Source organism: Erwinia rhapontici (assembly GCF_020683125.1).
GTDB classification, from domain to species: domain Bacteria; phylum Pseudomonadota; class Gammaproteobacteria; order Enterobacterales; family Enterobacteriaceae; genus Erwinia; species Erwinia rhapontici.
Window position 1 is genome coordinate 1,614,316 of sequence record NZ_CP085627.1, and the last position, 24,396, is coordinate 1,638,711.

Consider the following 24,396-nt stretch of genomic DNA (forward strand, 5'->3'; position numbering starts at 1 on the left):
TATGTTATTCCTCAATCAATGGGTTGACGGGCCATGCCAGATGCGGCTGGAAATATCGACTTTCACCGGCATCAGCTTGCTGGTGTAAAACAGATCGGCAGTTTGCTGCTGAGCCTTTGCTGTCTTCTCACTGACCAGGGTAATGGCGGTTGGCGGGCGATGATCGAAATAGGTTGAGATCACCGGTTTTGGCAGACCCATCGCCGTTGAAAGCAGGTCCACGCTCTGTTCACGATGGCTGCGCGTCAGGGCATCGGCCTGGCTGAAGGTGTCCAGTACCTGTTGCAGAAACACGCCATTCTTTTCGGTGAACGGGCGAGTTGCGAGGTAGAACGAGCCGGTCAGATTTAACGTGTCGCCATTTTTCAGTACGCGCACGCCGCCCTGCTGGATGGCCGCAGAGTAATAGGGATCCCAGATTGCCCAGGCGTCAACATCTCCCTGCTGGAAAGCGGCGCGGGCATCCGCAGGCGTCAGAAACGCAGGCTGAATATCATTGAAACCCAGTCCGGCCTCTTTTAATGCACGTAACAGCAGATTGTGGGAGCTTGAGCCCTTCTGGAAGGCCACTTTATGGCCCTTCAGGTCTGCCACGGTTTTCAACGGACTGTCTTCACGCACCAGAATCACTTCAGATCGTGGTTTTGGCGGTTCGGAACCGACATACAACAGATCCGCGCCAGCGGCCTGAGCGAAAATCGGCGGGATGTCGCCGGTGCTGCCAAGGTCAATGCTGTTGACGTTTAATGCTTCCAGCATCTGTGGCCCGGCAGGGAACTCTACCCATTTAATGGTGGTATGCGGGAAGCGCTTCTCCAGCAGCTGGTGGGATTTCGCCAGCACCATACTGACCGAGCCTTTCTGGTAACCAATACGGACCTGGTCGGGGGCCGGGATGGCCTCAGCAGCAATCGCCTGGCTGGCCAGCAGCCCGGTTATCAGCAGGGTGCTAAATATGCGAGCAAACAATGTCATAGACGGTCACCTTTTCAGACGGCAGCAGCCAGAGGTTGATGGCGGCGGGCAAGTGCATGCCAGAAGGTATCGATCGACTCTGCCAGCCGCTCAGCCAGAATCGGAGAGAGTTCAGGCGTCCGGTCGTAATGGCTGATCTGCGTATCGTCAGCGAATACCCCGTGCAGCACTTCCTGCGCTTTCAGTGCATTCAGAACGGGTTTCAGTGCGTAATCGACGGCCAGCAGATGGGCTACGGTGCCGCCTGTTGCCAGCGGTAACACCACTTTATGTTCCAGCGCACGTTCTGGCAGCAGGTCAAGCAGCGTTTTCAATGCCCCGGCAAACGATGCCTTATAGACAGGGGTTGCGACGATCAACCCGTCAGCCGATTCGAGGTCTTCCTTTAAGGCCAGCAGGGCGGGGGAATCGAAGCGGGCATACAATAAATCTTCGGGATTGAAGTTATGCAGATTCCACGGGATAACCTCGACGCCGCGTTTTTCCAGCGCATGCTGGCAAATGGTCAGTAGTGCGGTGGAGCGTGAAGGAAAACGGGGGCTTCCCGCCAGAGTAATAACGCGCATAACCTCTCCTTATAACCAAAAGTTATTGATAAACGAAATTCAAGAACCGATGGCTCATCCTGACAGAGCGCGTTTGGACGCTTAAATGATTTATCCGGCATATTTTTGCCAGTTTGCACATATAGCGCGGCATAACGGCCTTGATGAAGTAAAAAAACCGTCGATTCAGGCCCGCTTTTGCGCCAGGTCATTTCCCTTTACCCCATGAAACCCGGATAATACGACCCCGATTTTCCATCGGGACCTCAGGAGTGACCATGTATTACCCTTTCGTTCGTAAGGCGCTGTTTCAGCTCGATCCTGAGCGCGCGCATGACCTGACTTTGCAGCAGTTGAAGCGTATCTCCGGCACCCCGCTGATGGGTCTTATCCGTCAGTCGCTCCCTTTTAAGCCCGTAACCTGCATGGGACTGACCTTTAAGAATCCACTGGGCCTGGCCGCTGGTCTGGATAAAAACGGCGAATGCATTGATGCATTTGGTGCGATGGGGTTTGGTTCCATTGAAATTGGTACCGTGACGCCGCGCCCTCAGCCGGGCAATGATAAGCCGCGTATGTTCCGGATTGTGGCAGCGGAAGGGATCATCAACCGCATGGGCTTCAATAATATGGGCGTTGATAACCTGGTAGAGAATGTTAAAAAAGCCCATTTTGACGGTATCCTCGGCATTAATATTGGCAAGAATAAAGATACCCCGGTAGAGCAGGGTAAAGACGATTATTTAACCTGTATGGATAAGATTTATCCGTATGCCGGCTACATCGCCATCAATATCTCTTCACCTAACACCCCAGGCTTACGATCTTTACAATACGGCGAAGCGCTGGATGATTTGCTGGCGGCGATTAAAATCCGTCAAAACGATCTTCAACAGATCCATCATAAATATGTTCCTGTGGCGGTTAAGATCGCACCGGATCTTTCTGAAGAAGAATTGATCCAGGTGGCCGACAGTTTAGTGCGCCACAATATTGATGGCGTGATTGCGACCAATACCACCCTCGATCGTGAGCTGGTAAAAGGATTAAAGCACGCGGAAGAAGCGGGTGGGCTAAGTGGTCGTCCGGTACAGTTGCGCAGTACCGAAATCGTTCGCCGTCTGGCGCTGGAATTACAGGGGCGCATCCCAATTATTGGCGTTGGTGGGATTGATTCACTGGTTTCGGCGCGTGAAAAAATGACGGCGGGTGCTTCGCTGGTGCAAATATATTCTGGATTTATTTACAAAGGTCCGCCTTTGATAAAAGAAATTGTGACTCATCTCTAGGTTAATTTAGCGTTAAATATGCCAGGGGCTTTATTTTCGCTGCTGTCTCGTTTATATTTTGTGCTGTTCAGACAATATTCAAATTTTACAGAGCGAGCTGAGAGCGTTAACGAAGCCTCTGGTTTCCGGAAAGGGAATATGCTTTTCCGGCTACTTGTAACTAAGTATTAATACAGGAACCATCATGAGGATAAAACCAGACGATAACTGGCGTTGGTTTTTCGACGAAGAACATGACCGGATGATGCTCGACCTGGCGGACGGTATGTTATTTCGTTCCCGCTTTCCGCGCAAAATGTTAACGCCTGATGCTTTTGATGTTTCCGGTTTCTGTGTTGATGATGCTGCACTGTTTTTCACCTTTGACGAACGCTGCCGTGATACGCAATTGAATGCCGATCAGCGAGCTGAGCTGGTGCTGAATGCGCTGGTGGCCACGCGTTTCCTGAAACCATTGATGCCTAAAAGCTGGCATTTTGACAGCTATAATCAGGGAAACTGGCGTCCGGCTGACGGTGAACTGGTCAACGTCAAGGTCTCTGACAGCGGTGAATCGGCAAGTCTGCTGGTGGTAGAGTCTGGTGACAGCGCCGCACTGTGCCTGCTGGCGCAGGCGCAGTTAACTGTGGCTGGTCGTGGAATGGTATTGGGTGATGCGATTAAAATTATGCATGATCGCTTGCTTCCTCACGCCAGTGCAGATGGTATTCGCTTCGCACGCGCGGTGTAAGTCACCGCGCTTGCTATTAGCGCAGCACCACATCGCCCGCCGGAATACAGCTACAGCTTAATACGCTGCCGTCCTGACGTATCGCCCCTTTTTTCATCGCTTTCACTTCCCCACTGACCAGTGTGACTTTGCAACTTCCGCAGATACCTGAGCGGCAGGAATAAGGCACTTTAATGCCCTGAAGCTCCAGCTGTTCCAGCAATACCTGTTGATTGTTACCAGTAAAATGCTGGCCCTGCCAGTGGATGGTCACATCGCGGGCTGCAACGGTGGCAACCTCCAGCGTTTCTGTTACGCGTCCTGCACCGTAAGCGCGTGGCGTATGGCTGGTTAACACCTCAATTTTATCGCCCACGCGAACGACGCCGCTGCTGCGAGCCACCAGGTTAAGGCCAAAATCAATATCACCGCTTCCATCCAGCGCACTGCGAAACCCCTGTAAGGTATTCAGTGGCTCGCCGCCGGGATGTTTACGACCATATTGTGTGCTGACGGTGGTTAATACACAGCGGCTACAGGGTTTCGGCACATCGAAGATAATGTCCCCGATACGTAATGACGACCAGCTATCTTCCGCCCATGCACCCGCACCGCTAACCACCAGGTTGGGGCGAAACTGTTCCATTCTCACCCCCGCCGGACAACGTTGTTGCAGATCGTGCAAAGAGGCCTCATTGACCAGCAGAAACGGGTAACCGTCAGCAAATCCTAACGGAACCTCGTCAAAGCGTTTTACCCGGCGGGTCATCTCCGGGCCGACCCAGCGTAACTGGACCTGGCGCGGGAAAAAATCACTCAGCCATTGATTAATCGTGTCGGGGGCGATTAACGCGGTGAACTGGCTACCCCAGACTTCGGTTGGGGCAGGGGCCGTGAGGAAATCCTCAAAGCGAACGGTCGCACTGCTGCCATCCGGCGCACTCAGGTGCAGTCCGTCGACGATCAGCGCCGGGGTAAACAGCACCATTTCAGGATATTGCCGCGCGGTAATAAAGGTGCCATCGGGTTCGGTCAGCATAAAGATACGGTCGAAGGCCAGACCGCTGTTCAGCGCCTGCGCATGGGAAACCTGCATCCCTCGCATTGATTTAACCGGATGAACAAATAAACGAGACAGACTGATCATGGCGATTCTCCATTGCGCCCACCGCGGACCCTGTTATTTACAGGGTTTTTGCAGTAATAAACGCTAACTTTATGACATGACGTCATGATTAGCTATAATGCGCAGCAATTTCTGATGACGATAAGTGACGCTATGAATTCTCTGTTTGCCAGTACGGCGCGTGGGCTCGAAGAGCTGTTAAAAAGTGAACTGGAAGCGCTGGGGGCCGAAGGCTGCCAGGTGGTCCAGGGCGGCGTACATTTCCAGGGCGATGATCGTCTGATGTATCAGAGTCTGATGTGGAGCCGACTGGCTTCACGTATCCTCCTGCCGCTAACCGAATGCGGCGTTTACAGCGACCTCGATCTTTATCTCGGGGTGCAGGCGATTGACTGGCCAGCCATGTTTGGCAGCGACCAAACCTTCGTGGTGCATTTCAGCGGATTGAATGAGGTGATCCGTAATAGCCAGTACGGCGCGTTGAAAGTGAAAGACGCTATCGTTGATAGCTTTACCCGTAAAAACCTGCCGCGCCCGAATGTTGACCGCGAGCAGGCGGATATTCGCGTTAACGTCTGGTTGAATAAAGATACGGCCAGTATTGCCCTGGATCTGAGCGGGGACGGCCTGCATCAGCGCGGCTATCGCCAACAGACGGGTCAGGCTCCGTTGAAAGAGAACCTGGCAGCGGCCATCGTGCAGCGATCCGGTTGGCAGGTGGGATCGCCGCTGGTGGATCCGATGTGTGGTTCCGGGACCTTGCTGATTGAAGCCGCAATGATCGCCAGCGATCGTGCGCCAGGACTGCAACGTAAACACTGGGGCTTTACGGGCTGGAGCCAGTTTAATCAGTCCCTGTGGAGCGATGTGACGCGCGAAGCACACGAACGCGCCCGTAAAGGGTTAGAGGAAACCACGTCGCGGTTCTACGGCTATGATAATGACTCCCGGGTGATCGAACGTGCCCGCGCCAACGCCCGTAACGCCGGGCTGACTGACCTCATTGAGTTCACGACCCAGGACGTGCTGAAGTTGACCAACCCGCTGGCGCAGGGAGTGACCGGGACGGTGCTGAGTAACCCACCGTACGGCGAGCGTCTGGACAGTGAACCTGCGTTGATTGCGCTGCACGGCCAGCTGGGCCGTATTATGAAAACGCATTTTGGTGGCTGGAACCTGTCTCTGTTCAGTGCTTCACCAGAGCTGCTGAGCTGCCTGCAATTGCGAGCCGACCGCCAGTTTAAAGCGAAGAACGGCCCGCTGGATTGCGTGCAGAAAAACTACCAGTTGGCGGAAAATCCGACCGGTGCCGCTGCGGGCCAGTTGGCAGAAGACTACGCCAACCGTCTGCGCAAAAATACCAAGAAACTGGATAAATGGGCGCGTCAGGAAGGGATTGAATGCTATCGCGTCTACGATGCCGATCTGCCCGACTACAATGTGGCGGTCGACCGCTACGGCGACTGGGTTGTGGTGCAGGAATATGCGGCGCCGAAAACCATCGAGCCAGCCAAAGCGCGTCAGCGCCTGTTTGATGTGATTGCCGCAACCCTCAGCGTGCTCGAACTGCCGGCTAACCGACTGGTGCTGAAAACCCGTGAAAAACAGAAAGGAAAAAATCAGTATCAGAAACTGGGCGAGAAGGGCGATTTCTTTGAAGTCGGTGAGTTTAACGCCAAATTATGGGTTAATCTGACGGACTATCTCGACACTGGCCTGTTCCTCGACCACCGTGTTGCCCGCAAAATGCTGGGGCAGATGAGTAAAGGGAAAGACTTCCTGAACCTGTTTGCTTACACCGGCAGCGCCAGCGTTCATGCTGGTCTGGGAGGCGCGCGCAGCACGACTACGATCGATATGTCGCGTACCTATCTCGAATGGGCCGAGCGCAATATGCGTCTCAACGGTTTGTCCGGGCGTCAGCACCGTCTGATGCAGGCAGACTGCCTGAGCTGGCTGCGTGATGCGGATGAACAGTTTGATCTGATCTTTATCGATCCGCCGACGTTCTCTAACTCCAAGCGTATGGAAGAGAGCTTTGACGTGCAGCGCGATCATCTTGATCTGATGAAAGATCTGAAGCGTCTGCTGCGTAAAGGGGGCACCGTAATGTTCTCCAACAATAAACGCGGCTTCAAAATGGATTCTGCCGGCCTGGAAGCTCTTGGCCTGGCTGCTACTGAAATCACTGCGAAAACACAGTCGCAGGATTTTGCCCGTAATCGTCAAATTCACAACTGCTGGCTGATCACTCACGCCGGTAAGGAATAAGTTTTTATGTCACTAATCAGTATTCATGGCGCTTACCTCTCATTCAGCGATGCGCCGCTGTTGGATAACACTGAACTGCACATCGAAGAAAACGAGCGTGTTTGTCTGGTTGGCCGTAACGGGGCGGGTAAATCCACCCTGATGAAGATCATCAACCGCGAACAACCGCTGGATGATGGGCGCATTATTTATGAGCAGGACCTGGTGGTGGCACGCCTCCAGCAGGATCCGCCACGTAATGTGCAGGGCTCGGTGTATGATTTTGTCGCGGAAGGTGTGGAAGAGCAGGCGGAACACCTGAAAGCCTATCACGCGATCTCGCATAAAGTGATGGACGATCCGAGCGACAGAAACCTGAATGAGATGGCGCGCTTACAGGGCATTCTTGACCACCAGAATCTGTGGCAGCTGGAAAGCCGTATTCACGATGTGCTGCAACAAATCGGTCTGGATGGGGACGCCGAGCTGTCCTCATTATCCGGTGGATGGTTGCGTAAAGCTGCGCTTGGGCGCGCGCTGGTCAGCAATCCGAAAGTGCTGATGCTGGATGAACCCACTAACCACCTCGATATTGAAACTATCGACTGGCTGGAAACGTTCCTGAAAACATTCCAGGGCAGCATCATCTTCATTTCGCATGACCGTTCGTTTATTCGCAACATGGCGACGCGCATTGTTGATCTGGACCGTGGCAAGCTGGTTTCCTGGCCGGGCGATTACGATCTGTATCTGACCAGCAAGGAAGAAGCGCTGCGTGTTGAAGAAATGCAGAACGCCGAATTCGACCGCAAACTGGCGCAGGAAGAAGTGTGGATCCGTCAGGGCATCAAAGCGCGCCGTACGCGTAACGAAGGGCGTGTTCGTGCGCTTAAAGCGTTACGCCGTGAGCGTTCCGATCGCCGTGAAGTGATGGGTAAAGCCAATATGCAGGTCGAAGAGGCTTCTCGCTCCGGCAAGATTGTCTTCGAGCTGGAAAACGTCAGCTATGCGGTGGGTGGTAAACAACTGGTGCGTGATTTCTCCCGCCAGGTACAACGCGGTGATAAAATTGCCCTGATCGGCTCTAACGGCTGTGGCAAAACGACCATGCTGAAGTTGATGCTCGATGAGCTCAAGGCTGATAGCGGCCGCGTGCATATTGGCACCAAGCTTGAAGTCGCCTACTTTGACCAGCACCGCGCGGACCTGGACCCGGATCGCACGGTCATGGACAACCTGGCAGAGGGTAAACAGGAAGTGATGGTAAATGGTAAGCCACGCCACGTGCTGGGCTACCTGCAGGAGTTCCTGTTCCACCCTAAACGCGCGATGACGCCGGTGCGTGCTTTGTCTGGTGGTGAGCGTAACCGCCTGTTGCTGGCACGTCTGTTCCTTAAGCCAAGCAACCTGCTGATCCTCGATGAACCGACCAACGACCTCGATGTGGAAACGCTTGAGCTGCTGGAAGAGTTGGTTGATGGTTATCAGGGCACCGTTCTGCTGGTGAGCCACGATCGTCAGTTTGTTGATAACACCGTGACCGAATGCTGGATCTTTGAAGGCAATGGTGAAATCGGTGCGTTTGTTGGCGGCTACCACGATGCGCAGCTGCAGCGTAGTGCTTATAAACAAAACCGTGCCAGCGCAAAATCCACCAGTGCGCAGCCGCGTCAGGAAAACGCAAAAACTGACGCCGCAAAAAAACCTGCGGCTAAGTTAAGCTACAATTTGCAGCGTGAACTCGAACAACTGCCGAAGAAAATGGAAGAGCTGGAAGCCCGTCTTGAAACGTATCAGACGCAGGTTGCCGATGCTAACTTCTTCAACCAGCCCCATGATGTGACCCAGCCTGTACTGGATTCGCTCGCCCAGGCTGAACAGGAGCTGGAAGTCGCTTTCGAACGTTGGGAATACCTGGAGTCGTTAAGCAACGGCGCCTGATACTGCTGTTCTGAAATTATCGAGGGTCAGGTATGTGTTCGTCGCACCACGCGCATCAATGGATGCTTTGCCCACAGTGTGACCTGATGACACAGTTGCCAGATATCCGGCCGGGCAGCAAGGCAAGCTGCCCACGTTGTCATACCACACTTCAGTCTAACTGGGTTGAGCCGCGAAAGCGGCCAACGGCCTATGCGCTGGCAGCACTGTTTATGCTGCTGCTGGCTAACTTATTCCCTTTCATCAATATGCATGTTGCCGGACTCAGCAGTGAAATCACCCTGACCAAAATACCTCAGGTGATGATTTCCGATGACTACAGCAGCCTGGCGACGCTGTTTTTGCTGTTTGTTCAGGGGGTTCCGGCCTTCTGTATGCTGGTGATCCTGCTCTTAGTGAATGATATTACGTTGCCACAGGGGCTGAAACGCACTCTGGCACGCGTGCTGTTTCAGCTGAAAACCTGGGGCATGGCGGAGATCTTTCTCGCCGGTGTGTTGGTGAGCTTTGTAAAGCTTATGGCTTATGGTGATATCGGCATTGGCACCAGTTTTATCCCCTGGTGCCTGTTCTGCCTGTTACAGCTCAGAGCGTTTCAGTGTATTGATCGCCGTACATTATGGCTGCGGGTCGCCCCATTGCCTGTGCTTCCCTTCACGCCATTACCCGCCGTGAGTGGCTTGCGTCAGGGGCTGCGTTCCTGCAGTTGTTGTACTGCGGTACTCGCCAGCGATACTCTGGAGTGTCCGCGCTGTGGGGTTCATGGGCATGTCAGACGAAAGCACAGCCTGCAATGGACACTCGCTTTATTGATGACATCAATCTTGCTCTATATCCCGGCCAATCTGATGCCGATCATGATTACCGAGGCGCTGGGCAATAAAATCACCTCAACCATTATGGCTGGCGTGATCCTGCTGTGGAGTGATGGATCCTACCCGGTGGCGCTGGTGATTTTTATCGCCAGTATCATGGTCCCAACGCTGAAAATGATGGCCATCGGCTGGTTGTGCTGGCATGCCAACGAGCGCGACAGCAACCGGGACGACAGTGATAAAATGCATAAAATATATGAGGTTGTTGAGTTCGTCGGGCGCTGGTCAATGATTGACGTATTCGTGATTGCCGTGTTATCGGCACTGGTGCGAATGGGGCAGTTGATGAGTATTTATCCAGCCAGTGGTGCGGTGCTGTTTGCCCTGGTGGTGATCCTGACGATGTTTGCCGCCATGACGTTTGATCCCCGTCTCACCTGGGACCGGATACAAGAAAAGAAGACTGAGGAGCCTGCAAGTGACGGACAATAACCACGGCGTAGCCACGGTAGATAAGATAAAGCGCTGGTCGCCGGTGTGGATCATCCCCATCGTCACCGTCTTGATAGGCGCATGGATTTTGTTTTATCACTTCAGCCATCAGGGCCCGGTAGTCACGTTAATGACCACCAACGCTGAAGGTATTGAAGGGGGGAAAACCCTGATTAAAAGCCGCAGCGTTAACGTCGGGGTGGTCGAAAGTGCCGTGCTAACCGATGATCTGCACCATGTGGAAATCAAGGCACGGCTTAATTCCGGCATGGAAAAACTGCTGCGTGAAGACAGCGCTTTTTGGGTGGTGAAACCCGCTATTGGTCGTGAAGGGATCACCGGGCTGGGAACGCTGCTGTCGGGTGCCTACATTGAACTTCAGCCCGGGGCAAAAGGTGAAAAAGCGGCGCAGTATGAACTGCTGGGTTCACCCCCACTGGCGCCGCTGGATGCTAAAGGTATCCGCATTACCCTCGACAGTGAAAAAGCAGGCCAGCTTAATGCGGGTGACCCGGTGCTGTTCCGTGGTTATCGCGTGGGGTCTGTTGAAACCAGCGCCTTTGATGCGGACAAGCGCATGATGACCTATCAGTTGTTTATTTCCGCACCTTATGACCGCCTGGTGACCAGCAACGTTCGCTTTTGGAAAGACAGTGGAATAGCGGTGGATATGTCGGCTTCAGGAATGCGTGTGGAGATGGGATCGCTGACGACTCTGTTCAGCGGTGGTGTCAGCTTTGATGTACCAGAAGGCTGGGAGCGCGGCGAGCGGGTTGAAAACAAAGCGGAATACCGGCTGTTCAACGACCAGCGCAGCATTCAGGATTCACTCTATACCGAACACAAAGACTTCCTGCTGTTCTTTAACGACTCTATTCGTGGTCTGCAAAAAGGCGCGCCAGTCGAGTTCCGCGGTATCCGTCTGGGGACGGTCGCGGAGGTACCATTTACCATGCCAGGCCTTGCTCAGCGTCTGAATAATGATTACCGCATTCCAGTTCTGATCCGTATTGAACCGGACCGCTTCGAGAATCGCTTAGGTAATGATTTCAATATTGAGCAGCATCTGAAAGACGGTATCAAAAGTGGGCTACGAGCTTCACTGAAGTCTGCCAATTTGTTGACGGGCGCATTGTATGTCGATCTCGATTTCTACAACAACGCGAAACCTGTTAGCGGTCCGACGACGTTTGCTGACTATGAGCTGATCCCAACGGTCAGCGGTGGCCTGGCGCAAATTCAGCAGAAGCTGATGGAATCTCTGGATAAGATTAACAGTCTGCCGCTGAATCCGTTGCTGAACGAAGCGACCGGCACGTTGAAAGAGAGCCAGCGTACGTTGCGTGAAATGCAGAAAACGCTCGACAGTCTTAATCAGATCACTTCCAGCCAGTCGATGAAAGAGCTACCGGCGGATATGCAAAGCACGCTGCGTGAACTGAATCGCAGCATGAAGGGCTTCCAGCCAGGCTCACCGGCTTACAATAAGATGGTGGGAGATATGCAGCGTCTCGATCAGGTCCTGCGTGAATTGCAGCCTGTATTAAAAACGCTCAACACCAAGAGTAATGCGTTGGTATTCGAAGCCAAACCCGGTCAGGACCCACAGCCGAAGAGGGCGAAATAATGATGAAATGGATCCCCGTAGCTTTTGTGCTGGCACTGAGTGCTTGCAGCACCCCCAAAACGGCTTACTACCAATTGCCAACGGCGGGCAGCACGGCTGTTGTGGCCAGTCGGAACGTGGCGACGCCAGTATGGATAGAACGCGTATCGGTGCCGGATTACCTTGCCGGGAATGGTGTGGTCTACCAGAGCAATGATGTCCAGTTCGTGATAGCGGCGAATAACCAGTGGGCCAGCCCGCTGGATCAACAGTTGCAGCAAACGCTGGTGACCAATCTCAGCACGGCGTTGCCGGGAGCGCTGGTCTCGTCTTCTCCACTGGGACAGCAACACGATACGCTCAATGTCACCGTAACGGGTTTCCATGGTCGCTATGATGGACAGGCGGTGATCAGTGGTGAATGGATACTTGAACACAATGGGAAACTGCAAAAGCAGCCGTTTACGCTGGTACTACCGCAAAGCGAAGATGGTTACGATGGGTTAGTAAGAACCCTGGCTAAAGGATGGCAGCAGATTGCGGGGCAGGTCGCTAATGCGATAATTCGCGAACAATAAGAAAAAATTAACTAACGTACTAAGCCTTTGATTGTTGCAGAACCTGATTTCTGTGGCATCAAAGGCTTTTTTATTGCCATTCAGTCAGATAGCAGTGTTTTTTCAGCGAGCAGTGGCGAGAAATCATCATGGGTTTGATACACATTCATGACATTGGCGTGAAATTTGCGCGTTGATCTTTACTGAAAGTCGCGGTAGAACTTATGAGTGGTTGCGCGAAACGTAATCACTGTATCTTTCCACCAGATTCCACCAGACTAAATGAGGGAAACGCGGCATGAAGAGACAGAAACGAGATCGCCTGGATCGGGCACAATCACGGGGTTATCACGCAGGCATTACAGGACGCTCAAAAGAGATGTGTCCGTATCAAATGCTGGATGCTCGATCTCACTGGTTGGGAGGTTGGCGACAAGCCATGGAGGACAGGTCGGTTACCGCGTAACACCTGTCAGAGAAAGGGAAAAACCTCCGCTTATGCGGAGGTTTTCATTTTTATCCTTCATACTTCAAGTTGTCTCTGCGTTGGCTGCTTTCAGTCACCCGAATCACTGACTTCACTCAGCTCATCGGGATTCCTTCTTTTGCCGTCTTAATACAACTCGAATTATTTTGGATATCAGAAAGCAGTGAGAGACTTAGAACGCGGTGGTGTCTTTGAACAGGCCCACTTTCAGGTCAGTAGCGGTGTAAATCACGTTACCATCGACCAGTACTTCGCCATCTGCCACGCCCATCACCAGTTTACGGTTGATAACGCGTTTGAAATGAATACGGTAAGACACTTTCTTCGCGGTTGGCAGAACCTGGCCGGTAAATTTCACTTCACCCACGCCCAACGCACGACCTTTACCTTCAGCGCCTAACCAGCCGAGGTAGAAACCAACCAACTGCCACATAGCATCAAGGCCGAGGCAGCCTGGCATGACCGGGTCACCGATAAAATGGCAGCCGAAGAACCACAGGTCAGGATTGATATCCAGTTCAGCTTCAACGAAGCCTTTACCGTAGTTACCGCCGTCTTCGGTCATTTTAACCACGCGGTCCATCATCAACATATTGCCAGCTGGCAATGGCGGGCCTTCCGCGCCAAACAGTTCACCGCGACCAGAGGCAATCAGGTCTTCTTTTGTATAGGATTCGCGTTTATCTACCATGTTTTCAATAAGCCTTATTTTAATGAAGCAGGGAGTTTAGCTTACACGTGTACGCCGGACAAGTCCGATCAGCCGGGCGTAAACCAGTTTAACCAACGCAACGGCCACGGTCGATGGCGTGGTTCAGGGTGAAGTATCTGTGCGATACGGTCCTGCATCGAACGTAACAGGCACGCTCCTGTCTCTTTGTCCCACTCTACACCCGTTAACAGCGGCAGAGCTTCATCAACGCTGGAGACGGCCCACAGATGGAATTTACCTTCACGAACGGCATCAACCACCTCCTGCTGAAGCGAGAGGTGACGCACATTGGCCGCAGGAATAATGACACCCTGGGTTCCGCTTAATGTGCGTTGATTACAGATGTGGAAGAAGCCTTCAATTTTTTCATTCAGCCCGCCAACAGGCTGCACGCGACCAAACTGATCGACGGAACCCGTCACAGCCAGCTGTTGATTGAGCGGCTGTGAGGCGAGGGCACTGATCAGTGCACACAGCTCAGCCAGGGAGGCGCTGTCACCATCGACTTCGGAGTAGGATTGCTCAAAAACGATTGAGGCAGAAAACGGCAGCTGTTGCTCAAGCTCCAGTTCTGCAATCAGCCATGCCTGCATGATCATCATACCTTTGGCATGAATATTACCGCCAAGCTCGGCTTTGCGCTCTACGTCGGTGAACTCACCATCGCCAACATGAACGACGCAGCTAATGCGTGAAGGTTCACCAAATGCGCGAGGATGGCCTGGGAATTCCATGACCGACAAGGCGTTGATCTGACCGATCATCTCGCCTTCTGTTTCAATCAGAATCTGATCAAGCAGGATCTCGTCACGAATGCGCTCAGGCAGGAAACCTTCACGCCATTCGCGCGTGCTGAGGGCATCCTGAAGATTTTCGGCAGTGAGCTGATTGTCTTCGCTGTAGAGTGCGGCTTCCTGTAACTGTCGGCCCAGCCATTGAGGATCCAGTGGAAGGGTATCCTGATCGCCGGTATAGCGTGCGGCCTCACGGATCAACACTGGCCAGAAATCAGGCGCAGGAGAGGGATAGCCAAGACTGTGGGCAACACTTTGCACCCACTGTAACCAGTGGTTGAATTCCTCTTCGTCCACGAGTTGAATATTGTCTTCGAACTCGCTGTACAGCGATAGCCCTGCCAGTTCAGGCTCCATATCCTGGAAATCTGCCAGCACATCGCGTTCACCCACCAGTACCAGGCGGAACTGCATTGGCATGGATGGGATCGCTAATGGCAGAGGACGGGTTTCATCCTGGGAATACCAGTCAAACCGTTGATTAACCATGATCTGTTTTAGCCGCAGCCACAGCAGCGGTTGCGCCATCAGGGCACGCATTGACAGGATCAATACTCCGCCATTGGCACGATGTACCAGACCTGGTGACAGCGTTATCGTAGACTGATGGATGCGTACACAGCCAAAGAGTTGTTCGGCTTCAATCCATTCAGCCTGATGAACTCCCCCTTCGCTGGCGAAATTATCCGCAGCGTTTTCCGCCGGACGCCAGTTTACCGCGTGTTCGCTGATGTCATATTGGCCACCAAATAAGGCCGGAACATCATCATCATCGACAGTAAGAGAGGAAAGAATATCCTGCAATAAAGCGAGATATTCAGCGCTCTCAGGGCTTTTGACCAGCATTAGCGGTACTTTGGCCGGGGTTTGCAGTAGCAGGCTCAAGCCATTAAACAGGCGTGCCTGCACGGATGCAAAGCACTCTGTATCGGCAGCATAGGCCTGCGAGAGGAGATGCTGGAAGCGTTCTGTATCGGGCTGTAGGGCGCGCCACTCTAATCGGTTGTTGGTCAAAGTTATCGTATTTTTCTTAGATGATTAAAAGCGGCATTATACAATATTTCAGCCGGTTAAGCACAGTGCACATGCACATCTGCGCTGCTTGCGTTAACATTGACGCTGATGTCCCTGTTTTCTTTACAGCCTGATGAAAAAAAGCTGTTATTCTTAATTCGTAATGTGGTCAGCATGAGATTCCGATGAAATACCAGCAACTGGAAAATCTTGAAAGCGGATGGAAATGGAAATACCTGGTCAAAAAACACCGTGAAGGTGAATTGATCACGCGTTATATCGAGTCAAGTGCAGCGCAGGCCGCCGTCGATGAGCTACTGGTGATGGAAAATCGACCAGTAGAGGTATTGAAATGGATCAGCCAGCATATTAATCCGCTGCTTGAAAATCGCATGAAGCAGACTATCCGTGCGCGTCGCAAACGTCATTTTAATGCCGAACATCAGCATACGCGTAAGAAATCTATCGATCTGGAATATCTGGTTTGGCAGCGGTTGGCTGGTCTTGCGCAGCGTCGAAATAGTACGTTGTCTGAGACGATAGTGCAGTTAATTGAAGATGCAGAACGTAAAGAGCAGTATGCCAGCCAGATGTCCTCGCTGAAGCAGGATCTAAAAGCGATTTTGGGCAAGCCTGAATAAAATCGACATATGCCTTATCCCTTCCTCTTTTTCACCTTATTCAGCCAATAAAAAACCCCGCCGGAGCGGGGTTTTTTTAACGAGATAACTTAAGCCTGTGGCTGAGTTACAACGTCTTTGATGCCTTTAACTTCGATTTCTACGCGACGGTCTGGCGCCAGGCAGTCGATCTGGGCGTTACGGCCTTTCACGCTGTCACAGGTGCTGCCGGTAACAGGGTTAGATTTACCCTCGCCACGTGCAGAGATCTTGTTAGCAGGGATGCCTTTAGACACGAGGTAGTCTACAACAGACTGAGCGCGTTTTTCAGACAGTTTCTGGTTGTACTGCTCTGAACCGATACGGTCAGTGTAGCCCAGAACGACAACAGAGCCGTCTTTAGGATCCAGATTGCTCAGCTGGGTATACAGCTGATCCAGAGCCTGCTGACCTTCTGGCTTCAGAGTGGCCTTGTTGAAGTTGAACAGAACGTCAGACTTCAGGGTGAAACGCTTGGTTTCAACAACTGGCGCTGGAGCCGGAGCCGGAGCAACAACTGGTGCTACTGCATCATCCTGACCGAAACGGTAGGAAACGCCAACACTCAGCATTGAGTTATCAGGACGCGCACCAACGGTACCTGCGTCACCGATGTTGTTAACCCACTGGTAATCCAGACGAGTTGCCCAGTTTTTGGTCACTGCGTATTCAACACCAACAGCAGCCAGCGGAGAAACGCCGGTGTCGTGGTCGCTGATACGAGTACCGTTAGCGTTCTGGGTGGAGTCTGCACGCCATACCATGCCGCCCAGACGAGTGTACACGTCCAGATCGTCAGCAACTGGGTAGCTTAATTTAGCTGCCAGCTGAACGCCCTGCGCTTTGAAAGCGCCGTTGACGTTGTTGCCTTTGTTAGGCATGCGGCCTAACCAGTCGTAACCCAGCTCGAAGCCCAGGTACTGGTTTGCCTGATAGCCACCAAATGCACCAGCGCCGAGCTGGCTTTCATGTGATGGGCCGTCGTTATCTTGGTAACCGTTACCGTAGTAACCTTTGTCGTGGTACTGAGACCAGCCCAGTTTAGCACCGGTGTACCAGGTGTCATCTTTAGGGGCGGCCTGCGCTACGGTAGCGAAGCCAGCCAGTGCCACTGCAATTGCGATAGCTGTCTTTTTCATTTTTGCGCCTCGTTATCATCCAAATAGGCAATGAGCTTTAAATTAGCTCTTTGATTTAATCCTTCGCCGGGTTGAGAAGCTCGATTGTGACTCTTCCAAAAAATGGAGGTTATTGAGCACCCTGGCGAGCTAAAGTCTACAACGTACCAGCAAACTTACAAGTATGATGTGACGATGGTCAGCAAAAAAACAGCGTTTCATACACATTTTTTAACATTTGAGGGTGAATTCTTTGCTCAAAAACAGGTCTGAGAACCCAGCTAAACCGTTGTCGCACCGCGTCATAACATTATTAGCCTGTTAAGAAGGGTCTGGCAGAGATAAAGTCTGAGAAAAATCTTATTTTTACTTAATGATACAAAGATGAGTGAATTCTTAATCCATTAAGCGGTCTGGCTGAGGAGTAAATGCTATTTTCTGAGCGCATAATTAACCCCAGTGCCTGCCCTGAACTTGCTGCTTCTTGCAAGCGTTGACGATCCACTTCTGATACTTCTTCATCCAGCCAGCCTAAAACCACACTGTAATTCCCTGTCTGCAAGGCTTTGATCATGGCTTCTACCGTGGTGATCGTACCGCAGTAGGGAGACTGCATGACTTTATCAAGGGGTAACCCGGAGCGCTGTAACCAGTCGCGGCTGAGCTTCTGTTGCGGTGTCAGCCATAACTGCCAGCGAGACTGCATCCCCAGCTGCTGCAACAAAGGCAGCAGCAGCAATTGAGTCATGTCAGGTTGATTCTCACTGTAAATCAGTTCGCTGATCAGGCCATTAGCACAAGTCGAGCCAAAGGACGCAGATGCGGAAGCATGCATGTTACGACTAACAGACTGAGATTTCAGGAAATGAGTACGCATAATGTCTTCGCTCACTAGGTTACTGTATGGATATACAGTATATGTGTGGTGAACAAAGATCAACCTTTAATCTGACTTCCTGACACATGTCGGCTCAGAGGCTGGTGTACTGAGAGTCTGTGTACACATGGCGAATGTATTAAGGCTTTTTTTCAGGTCTGACGGGTGTCGTTCCAGAGCTTCCTGACATTTCAAGCATTCTTGTTCTTACGGTTAAGAATTTAAACATTTGAGGTACATGGCAATCATTTATCAATGATAAGTGTCCGCACTTTGTATCGCAATTAACGATTACATCAGAAAGGAATAAAAGATAATATCGCTGCGAGTACCTATTTTCATATTCTATTTCCCGCCCTGGAAAGTAACGATACTTAACTTGTTTCTCATCGGGGGTATTAACGTTTACTCAGTCATGGTCGAGTAGGTGCTCGGGGCTTTCTGAACATTTGGTGGATGGCGATGAAAACATGAAAAATTCACCCATACATCCGCAGGATAAAAATTGTGGAATACATCCATTTTGGATCTCATTGGAACAGAATATCAGCATGTTTATTTTTCATGGTAACCCAGCCTTAACGGGCTGCAGAGGGATTCGATAGGGGGAGAATCGTGGTTTTTTTTTGATGAAGGGCCGTGAAACGCGGTTTGTACAGTATCTTCTTGCTTAACTTACTCTGTTAGCATGCCCGTTTGGTTGACCGGCTTTGTCGCGTTACTGTTATCCCGCTGGACGAAAAAATATTTAAGACTGAATTTTAACGAAGTGTGTTTTATTGAGTTTTTAACCGGATGCAGATATTGTGGTTTTTAATGCTATTTTTTCTAAGGAGAAAATGCCGTCCTTGAATGTATTCTTATGAGCGATTTTTTTCGTAACGCCTCGCAAAATTACAATGTAAACACATGAAATAAAAATTAATCGTTGAACCTGTAATGAGTATTGCCTATTTTCTAATATGTTTTACCGAGACCTTATGAGTTATTTCTTAACTAACTTGGGATGAGAATATGGATCGTTCGAAACGTAAAATTGCAGAAGCGAAACAACGACTGGCTCAGCTTGGAGAGGTGCAGTCCCGTACACAGTTTGGCGGTTATTGCCTGGCAGTGGAAAAAACTGTGTTTGCCGTGGTGGCTCAAGGAGAGCTTTATCTTCGCGCCTGTGAAGAGGTTCAATCCTATATTGTTGAGCGTAAGATGACACCGCTGAGCCTTAGTAAGCGTGGTGTGCCAGTAGAACTCAATTACTATCGTGTTGATGGTGCCTTGTGGTCTGATGGTGAACAGCTGGTAGCCATCTCCCAGCTTTGCCTGCAGGGAGCGAAGCAACAGCAGAGAGAGCGTCAGAATAACCGCCGTCTGAAGGACCTGCCCAATATGGGCATCAGAATGGAAATGTTACTACGGCAAGTGGGTATTTCAACCATCGAGATGCTGGTTCAACAGGGAGCAAAACGAAGCTGGCTGCTGCTACGTAACAACAACAAGAATTTAGGGTTAACGGTGCTCTTCGCTTTGCAAGGGGCCATTGTCGGTCGCCACTATGCCGCGCTTCCACAAGAGATGAAAGAAGAGCTGCGCCTTTGGTTTAACTACAATACGCAGCGAGAGCGTAAAAAGCCGCGTGAAGAAGATTAACCACGTAAGGCTATTTGTTTTTTAAGGCGCGTAATTTCAGGTAAAAGAGCCACCAGTAAACCAACCTGCTGCAAGACCAGTGGTTCTTTTGTTTCGGCATTGGCTTCGCTGTGCTGTAAGCGTAGCGCCAGACTGTCGATCATACGCTGTGCTTTCGCCTCATCGACGATGTCAATATGCAGTACATCGTCGACATAACAGACGGCATCATCCATGAGCTGCAGCATGGCATCGTTTTCCAGCTTCTCACGATGCGCGCCTAAAGCAGAAATGTAGCTCAAAAATGAATGGTTAAGGCACAGCAAACGGAAAGCCGCTTCTCGCAATGCCAGATCAGATTTATTTTCGACCGAGAGATTAGAAACAACGGATGCCAGTTCTGCATCACCGTTATGGGCATCGCGGCGAGCAATACGATAATCCAGTCGGTTATCTTTACCCTGGTGATACTGCACCAGAATAGCATCGAGATAGCGGCAGTTCGCATTCAGGGTGCGTTCAGCAACGGCAGGAAGCCGGCGAAAACGCCAGTCAGGCCAGATAAATGTCACCGCCAGCCAGGCAATACCGCAGCCAACCAGCGTATCAACAATACGCGGTATCGCGACTTCAAATCCTTCGCCCAACAGGTTGAAGCACAGTAACACCAGCAAGGTAATAAACATGGTGGCATGCGCATACTGAACGTTGCGGAAAGCGAAGAACAGCACGCCCGTAACCACAATCAGCATCAATTGTCCTTCAACAGAAGGAACCAGCCACAGCAACGGCAGACCCAGTACAATCCCGGCGAGTGTACCGATAATACGTAATGCCAGGCGACGACGCGTCGCACTGTAATTGGGCTGGCAGACAAACAGACTGGTCAGCAATATCCAGTAACCGTGTTGCACCCCGGTAGCCTGAATAATGCCATAGCCAACGCACAGCAGAAGCGACATGCGGACTGCATGACGAAACAGCGGAGACTCCGGGCTGAGATGGCGGCTCAGGCGAAGAAGAATATCGCTCCAGCCAGTTAGCCCCTCGCTGGATAGCGTCTGGTCATGCGGGGCATCGCCCTCTGTCAGAACTTGCTCTGATTCAATAGTCGCCAACTGGGCATCAATCGCTTTAAGGTTGTTCAGCAGGTAGGCCATGGCTTTGACCTCCGTGCTGTCAGGCTGCGCGGTTTCAAGGCGATGCAGCGCAGCGTGCAGGTTTATAAAGACTCGTTCGAAGCGCGCATCATGCTGATAAGGCTCTCGCAGTAAGATTGAGCGCGAGAGCCGTCGGCAAGCTTGTGCCTGTAAAGATAAAAGACGCTGAAAGCGGAACAGAATATCGCTTGCCCCCCAGGCTTTACGCAGTGCGTGATACTGCACATGGGAAGAGCTGGCTCGTTCATGGATATCCTGAGCAACAAAATAGTAGTGTAGCGTTCTGCGAGTACCACGCTGACCACGGTCACCGCGCAGTCGTGACTGAATCGATGCTTTGGCCTGATTAAGCAGTTGAACCAGTTGACTGTTCGCCATTGCCACGTCGACCAGCGTTTGGTGATCATCCCCTTCAATATCGGGATCAAACAGGTTGGCTTTGGCTTCCAGATAGCGCGCCAGTTGCGCAAAGCAGCGAGATATATTTTCCTGCAACGGCCGGATAGGGAACAGCAGATGTCCGGATAAGGTCAGAAGGTTGTACCATACTGCACCCAGCAGTAGCAGCACCGGTTGCAGATACCATTGCGGAAATAAATGAATGCCCAGCATGGTATAAATGGCGATCAGTAATGCGCCAAAGGCGATTGTTGCATAACGAGGCCCCAGTGCGCCGAGCAAAATGAAGCCCCAACTGGACAGCGCTAGCCCGGCAACAAATAGCCACGGATGCGGGAAGAGTAATTCGACTGAAACGGAAGCAATACAAAAACAGACCAGCGTGATCAGCAGGTTACGTAATCGTCCGGCAAGACGATCGTCAAGATCCGCCAGCGCAGCAGCCACCACTCCCAGCGTTAGTGGGATCGTCCAGGTAATCTGATGCAGCCACCAGGGTACGGCAGTGGTGCCTGCCAGCGCCAGAGTGATGCGGATATTGTACAACCAGGTACTGTTAAAGGCGTAGCGGCGTACATTGCCGATCATGGTCTTGTTCATTATCGTAACTTAGCGGAAACGCGCACGTGCGTTGGCTTCACGAGCGGCCTGAGCAACTTCGACGGAAACCACGCGGCGGCCAACCGGCCACAAGGCAATAGCAGCAATTTTAAAATTAGCGATACCAACGGGAATGCCAATAATCGTCACACACTGTGCGATGCCTGCCATGATATGCATCACGCACAGCCACCAGCCAAACAGTACCAGCCAGAAAATGTTCAGCAGAGTGCCGCCAGAATTCAGAAGCGCATTTTTACCTGATGGGTTCAGCTCATCAACATGCACTGCTTCATTACCATAAGGGAGGAGAGACAGTTTGGTTATCTCCCAGCAGGAGCGGGTGAGTGGCAGGGTAAAGATAAAAATAATGCTCACAACCGTGGCCACCAGCCAGGAGAATGTGGTCAGGAATCCACCCAGCACAAAATTCAGAACATTTAATACGGTGCGCATAAAAGAGTTTCCCTTCAGCAGATAACGGTGATTAACCGACAATACCTTGATTGTAACGTGTTTTAGCGCTGGAGAGGTACACGTCAGCCAGTTAAACTGTCTGATGATGAAAATAACCTCAGCCAGGGTCACCGGAATGGAACTGAAAGCAACAGCGTTGGGTAAACATCTGGCACAGCATCCTTATAATCGGGTGCGTCTTCTGACCGCAGGTGTAGAAGTTAGCGGTGAAAAGCATGAGTATTTGATCCCGTTCAATCAGTTACTGGCAATTAAATGTAAGCGTGGGCTGGTATGGGGTGAGCTTGAGTTTACGCTGCCTGACGAAAAGGTCGTGCGCCTTCACGGCACCGAATGGAGTGAAACACAGCGCTTTTTCCACTATCTCAACCAGGAATGGCAGCAGTGGAGTAAGGAAATGAGCGATGTTTCAGCCAGCGTTCTGTTAGCACAGCAGCAGCAAATTTATGAGGCGGAACAACAGGACAAATGGCTGCGTCGTAGTGATATCAGTGCCTGGCAACTGGCGATCCGTAAAGCGTTTGACGCCGTGCCGTTGCCCGCAGAACGATTGGGGGAATTTGATAATTGTCGTGAGCCCTACCTTTACTGCCAGCAGTGGCTCCATAACAGCGATGCACACCGTGTTCAGCGCAACAATGAATGGACCAACCGTATGCTGGAACAGCATGCGGATTTCTTTAATCAGGTGGAAACCTCACCGCTGAATCTTTCCCAGGCACGCTCCGTTGTTAACGGAGAGGATGCCGTGCTGGTTCTGGCGGGGGCAGGCAGTGGTAAAACATCCGTGCTGGTGGCGCGGGCAGGTTGGTTGATGATGCGTCGGCAGGCCAGTGCGGGGCAGATTCTATTGCTGGCGTTTGGTCGCCAGGCGGCCAAAGAAATGAACGAACGTATCCAGGAACGCCTGCATACCGAAGAGATCCAGGCGCGTACTTTCCATTCCCTGGCTTTACACATCATTCAGCAGGGCAGCAATAAAGCCCCCACGATCAGCAAACTGGAAACCGATCATGGTGCGCGTCAGGCGCTACTGATTGAGATCTGGCGACAGCAGTGTAATGAGAAAAAAGCGCATGCGAACGGCTGGCGGCAGTGGCTGACAGAGGAGCTGGAGTGGGAACTGGAGGAAGGCAGTTTCTGGCAGGACGATCGCCTGGCGCGGCGCCTAGCCAGTCGGCTTGAGCGTTGGCTTGGACTGATGCGTATGCACGGCGGAGCACAGGCTGCGATGATCGAGAGTGCACCTGACGAAGTCCGCGATCTTTTCAGCAAACGGGTCAAATTAATGGCACCGATGATGAAAGCGTGGAAGGGTGCGCTGAAAGAAGAGGGAGCGGTTGATTTCGCCGGGCTGATTCATCAGGCGGTAAATATCCTTGATAAAGGGCGCTTTATCAGCCCCTGGAAACATATTCTCGTCGATGAGTTTCAGGATATCTCTCCGCAGCGTGCCGCTTTGCTGGCGGCACTGCGCCGTCAGAATAAACAGACCACACTGTTTGCGGTGGGGGACGACTGGCAGGCTATCTATCGCTTCAGTGGCGCTGAAATGAGCTTAACAACGGCCTTCCATCACCATTTTGGTGAAGGCGACCGTTGTGTGCTGGATACCACCTACCGTTTTAATCAGCGTATTGGCGAAATCGCGAATACCTTTATTCAATGCAACCCTCATCAGTTAAAAAAACCACTTAACAGCCCGATTAAAGGCCATAAAAAAGCCATCTCTTTGTTGCCTGAAGAGCAGTTGGAAGCGCTGATGAACAAGCTGAGTGGCTATGCCGCTGCTGGCGAGAGAATTCTGGTTCTGGCGCGTTATCACCATCTGCGACCGGAAATACTGGATAAAGCCGCAACGCGCTGGCCGAAGCTCAATATTGATTTTATGACTATTCATGCCAGCAAAGGGCAGCAGGCAGATTATGTCATTCTTATGGGGTTGGCAGAGGGCAAAGAGGGCTTCCCGGCAGCAGCCAGAGAGTCAGTGATGGAAGATGCGCTGTTACCTGCCCCGGAAGACTTTCCGGACGCCGAAGAGCGAAGACTTGCGTATGTTGCCATCACGCGTGCGAAGCAGCAGGTGTGGTTAATGTATGATCGTGATCATCCCTCGGTGTTTGTTGCCGAGTTCAGCCGTCAGGGCGTACCGGTATTACGTAAACCCTGAC

Annotated in this window: 20 protein-coding genes; 11 read left to right on the plus strand and 9 right to left on the minus strand. The window is 51.8% G+C overall.

Translation table 11 applies throughout. The features are described 5' to 3' along the window. Positions 1 to 15: 15 nt before the first annotated feature. Together LJN55_RS07625 and ssuE are read right to left on the minus strand one after the other, a co-directional pair. The gene (locus tag LJN55_RS07625; protein WP_227535967.1) at positions 16 to 975 is read right to left on the minus strand and encodes a sulfonate ABC transporter substrate-binding protein; all 960 of its coding nucleotides are present in this window, start codon (positions 973 to 975) and stop codon (positions 16 to 18) included. Positions 976 to 989: 14 nt separating this feature from the next. Continuing rightward, entirely contained in the window at positions 990 to 1,541 is a 552-nt protein-coding gene (ssuE, locus tag LJN55_RS07630; RefSeq protein WP_133841012.1) for an NADPH-dependent FMN reductase, read from the minus strand. 257 nt (positions 1,542 to 1,798) lie between these two features. Between ssuE and pyrD the strand changes: the two genes are divergently transcribed. Beyond that, on the plus strand, positions 1,799 to 2,809 hold the full coding sequence (pyrD, locus tag LJN55_RS07635; RefSeq protein ID WP_133841011.1) for a quinone-dependent dihydroorotate dehydrogenase: 1,011 nt from the start codon (positions 1,799 to 1,801) through the stop codon (positions 2,807 to 2,809). 184 nt (positions 2,810 to 2,993) lie between these two features. Continuing rightward, positions 2,994 to 3,539: a cell division protein ZapC gene (locus LJN55_RS07640; RefSeq protein ID WP_227535968.1), complete on the plus strand. Its 546-nt coding sequence runs from the start codon at positions 2,994 to 2,996 to the stop codon at positions 3,537 to 3,539. A 16-nt stretch (positions 3,540 to 3,555) separates the two neighbouring features. Here LJN55_RS07640 and LJN55_RS07645 read toward each other — a convergent pair whose 3' ends face one another. Further along, complete coding sequence (locus tag LJN55_RS07645) at positions 3,556 to 4,665, minus strand: YcbX family protein (RefSeq protein WP_227535969.1); 1,110 nt, start codon at positions 4,663 to 4,665, stop codon at positions 3,556 to 3,558. A gap of 132 nt (positions 4,666 to 4,797) precedes the next feature. Here LJN55_RS07645 and rlmKL point away from each other — a divergent pair, with 132 nt between their 5' ends. The 6 genes from rlmKL (at position 4,798) to rmf (ending at position 12,771) form a co-directional block, all read left to right on the plus strand. Then, on the plus strand, positions 4,798 to 6,915 hold the full coding sequence (gene rlmKL, locus LJN55_RS07650) for a bifunctional 23S rRNA (guanine(2069)-N(7))-methyltransferase RlmK/23S rRNA (guanine(2445)-N(2))-methyltransferase RlmL (RefSeq protein ID WP_133841008.1): 2,118 nt from the start codon (positions 4,798 to 4,800) through the stop codon (positions 6,913 to 6,915). A gap of 6 nt (positions 6,916 to 6,921) precedes the next feature. Next, positions 6,922 to 8,835 carry an ABC transporter ATP-binding protein gene (locus LJN55_RS07655; RefSeq protein WP_133841007.1) on the plus strand — a complete coding sequence of 638 codons (1,914 nt, stop codon included), beginning with the start codon at positions 6,922 to 6,924 and terminating at the stop codon, positions 8,833 to 8,835. A gap of 32 nt (positions 8,836 to 8,867) precedes the next feature. Then, positions 8,868 to 10,142 carry a membrane integrity-associated transporter subunit PqiA gene (gene pqiA / locus LJN55_RS07660; RefSeq protein WP_133841006.1) on the plus strand — a complete coding sequence of 425 codons (1,275 nt, stop codon included), beginning with the start codon at positions 8,868 to 8,870 and terminating at the stop codon, positions 10,140 to 10,142. After that, positions 10,129 to 11,769: an intermembrane transport protein PqiB gene (gene pqiB, locus LJN55_RS07665; RefSeq protein WP_227535970.1), complete on the plus strand. Its 1,641-nt coding sequence runs from the start codon at positions 10,129 to 10,131 to the stop codon at positions 11,767 to 11,769. Before pqiA ends, pqiB begins: the two co-directional genes overlap by 14 nt. Continuing rightward, positions 11,769 to 12,326 carry a membrane integrity-associated transporter subunit PqiC gene (gene pqiC / locus LJN55_RS07670; RefSeq protein WP_133841004.1) on the plus strand — a complete coding sequence of 186 codons (558 nt, stop codon included), beginning with the start codon at positions 11,769 to 11,771 and terminating at the stop codon, positions 12,324 to 12,326. The genes pqiB and pqiC overlap by 1 nt, the downstream gene beginning before the upstream one ends. A gap of 277 nt (positions 12,327 to 12,603) precedes the next feature. After that, entirely contained in the window at positions 12,604 to 12,771 is a 168-nt protein-coding gene (rmf, locus tag LJN55_RS07675) for a ribosome modulation factor (RefSeq protein WP_072277417.1), read from the plus strand. Positions 12,772 to 12,964: 193 nt separating this feature from the next. On the opposite strand, the gene fabA is transcribed toward rmf, so the two are convergent. Further along, entirely contained in the window at positions 12,965 to 13,483 is a 519-nt protein-coding gene (gene fabA, locus LJN55_RS07680; protein ID WP_133841003.1) for a bifunctional 3-hydroxydecanoyl-ACP dehydratase/trans-2-decenoyl-ACP isomerase, read from the minus strand. Positions 13,484 to 13,551: 68 nt separating this feature from the next. Beyond that, entirely contained in the window at positions 13,552 to 15,312 is a 1,761-nt protein-coding gene (locus LJN55_RS07685) for an AAA family ATPase (RefSeq protein ID WP_227535971.1), read from the minus strand. A gap of 185 nt (positions 15,313 to 15,497) precedes the next feature. Between LJN55_RS07685 and matP the strand changes: the two genes are divergently transcribed. Then, a complete protein-coding gene (gene matP, locus LJN55_RS07690; protein ID WP_133841001.1) occupies positions 15,498 to 15,953 on the plus strand; it encodes a macrodomain Ter protein MatP in 456 nt (151 codons plus the stop codon). An 89-nt stretch (positions 15,954 to 16,042) separates the two neighbouring features. Here the strand turns inward: matP and ompA are convergent, their stop codons facing one another. Together ompA and sulA are read right to left on the minus strand one after the other, a co-directional pair. Further along, on the minus strand, positions 16,043 to 17,110 hold the full coding sequence (gene ompA / locus LJN55_RS07695; RefSeq protein WP_159337121.1) for a porin OmpA: 1,068 nt from the start codon (positions 17,108 to 17,110) through the stop codon (positions 16,043 to 16,045). Positions 17,111 to 17,459: 349 nt separating this feature from the next. After that, positions 17,460 to 17,966, minus strand: a complete 507-nt coding sequence (sulA, locus tag LJN55_RS07700; RefSeq protein WP_227535972.1) for an SOS-induced cell division inhibitor SulA — start codon at positions 17,964 to 17,966, stop codon at positions 17,460 to 17,462. A gap of 1,014 nt (positions 17,967 to 18,980) precedes the next feature. On the opposite strand from sulA, the gene LJN55_RS07705 reads away from it, so the two are divergent. Then, positions 18,981 to 19,610, plus strand: a complete 630-nt coding sequence (locus LJN55_RS07705) for a TfoX/Sxy family DNA transformation protein (protein WP_133840998.1) — start codon at positions 18,981 to 18,983, stop codon at positions 19,608 to 19,610. Here the strand turns inward: LJN55_RS07705 and yccS are convergent. Further along, positions 19,607 to 21,748 carry a YccS family putative transporter gene (yccS, locus tag LJN55_RS07710; RefSeq protein ID WP_227535973.1) on the minus strand — a complete coding sequence of 714 codons (2,142 nt, stop codon included), beginning with the start codon at positions 21,746 to 21,748 and terminating at the stop codon, positions 19,607 to 19,609. The two genes, LJN55_RS07705 and yccS, sit on opposite strands and share 4 nt — an antisense overlap. Positions 21,749 to 21,757: 9 nt before the next feature. Next, complete coding sequence (locus tag LJN55_RS07715) at positions 21,758 to 22,204, minus strand: YccF domain-containing protein (RefSeq protein WP_133840996.1); 447 nt, start codon at positions 22,202 to 22,204, stop codon at positions 21,758 to 21,760. A 136-nt stretch (positions 22,205 to 22,340) separates the two neighbouring features. On the opposite strand from LJN55_RS07715, the gene helD reads away from it, so the two are divergent. Then, positions 22,341 to 24,395 carry a DNA helicase IV gene (helD, locus tag LJN55_RS07720; RefSeq protein ID WP_227535974.1) on the plus strand — a complete coding sequence of 685 codons (2,055 nt, stop codon included), beginning with the start codon at positions 22,341 to 22,343 and terminating at the stop codon, positions 24,393 to 24,395. Position 24,396: the final 1 nt, after the last annotated feature.

Bases quoted from the DNA above. Each gene is read 5' to 3' on its own strand.
- fabA (WP_133841003.1), bottom strand. From the start codon at position 13,483: ATGGTAGATAAACGCGAATCCTATACAAAAGAAGACCTGATTGCCTCT.
- pyrD (WP_133841011.1), top strand. From the start codon at position 1,799: ATGTATTACCCTTTCGTTCGTAAGGCGCTGTTTCAGCTCGATCCTGAG.
- LJN55_RS07705 (WP_133840998.1), top strand. From the start codon at position 18,981: ATGGATCGTTCGAAACGTAAAATTGCAGAAGCGAAACAACGACTGGCT.
- LJN55_RS07715 (WP_133840996.1), bottom strand. From the start codon at position 22,204: ATGCGCACCGTATTAAATGTTCTGAATTTTGTGCTGGGTGGATTCCTG.
- LJN55_RS07655 (WP_133841007.1), top strand. From the start codon at position 6,922: ATGTCACTAATCAGTATTCATGGCGCTTACCTCTCATTCAGCGATGCG.
- ompA (WP_159337121.1), bottom strand. From the start codon at position 17,110: ATGAAAAAGACAGCTATCGCAATTGCAGTGGCACTGGCTGGCTTCGCT.
- matP (WP_133841001.1), top strand. From the start codon at position 15,498: ATGAAATACCAGCAACTGGAAAATCTTGAAAGCGGATGGAAATGGAAA.
- LJN55_RS07625 (WP_227535967.1), bottom strand. From the start codon at position 975: ATGACATTGTTTGCTCGCATATTTAGCACCCTGCTGATAACCGGGCTG.
- rlmKL (WP_133841008.1), top strand. From the start codon at position 4,798: ATGAATTCTCTGTTTGCCAGTACGGCGCGTGGGCTCGAAGAGCTGTTA.
- sulA (WP_227535972.1), bottom strand. From the start codon at position 17,966: ATGCGTACTCATTTCCTGAAATCTCAGTCTGTTAGTCGTAACATGCAT.
- pqiA (WP_133841006.1), top strand. From the start codon at position 8,868: ATGTGTTCGTCGCACCACGCGCATCAATGGATGCTTTGCCCACAGTGT.
- LJN55_RS07640 (WP_227535968.1), top strand. From the start codon at position 2,994: ATGAGGATAAAACCAGACGATAACTGGCGTTGGTTTTTCGACGAAGAA.
- LJN55_RS07645 (WP_227535969.1), bottom strand. From the start codon at position 4,665: ATGATCAGTCTGTCTCGTTTATTTGTTCATCCGGTTAAATCAATGCGA.
- ssuE (WP_133841012.1), bottom strand. From the start codon at position 1,541: ATGCGCGTTATTACTCTGGCGGGAAGCCCCCGTTTTCCTTCACGCTCC.
- helD (WP_227535974.1), top strand. From the start codon at position 22,341: ATGGAACTGAAAGCAACAGCGTTGGGTAAACATCTGGCACAGCATCCT.
- yccS (WP_227535973.1), bottom strand. From the start codon at position 21,748: ATGAACAAGACCATGATCGGCAATGTACGCCGCTACGCCTTTAACAGT.
- pqiC (WP_133841004.1), top strand. From the start codon at position 11,769: ATGATGAAATGGATCCCCGTAGCTTTTGTGCTGGCACTGAGTGCTTGC.
- rmf (WP_072277417.1), top strand. From the start codon at position 12,604: ATGAAGAGACAGAAACGAGATCGCCTGGATCGGGCACAATCACGGGGT.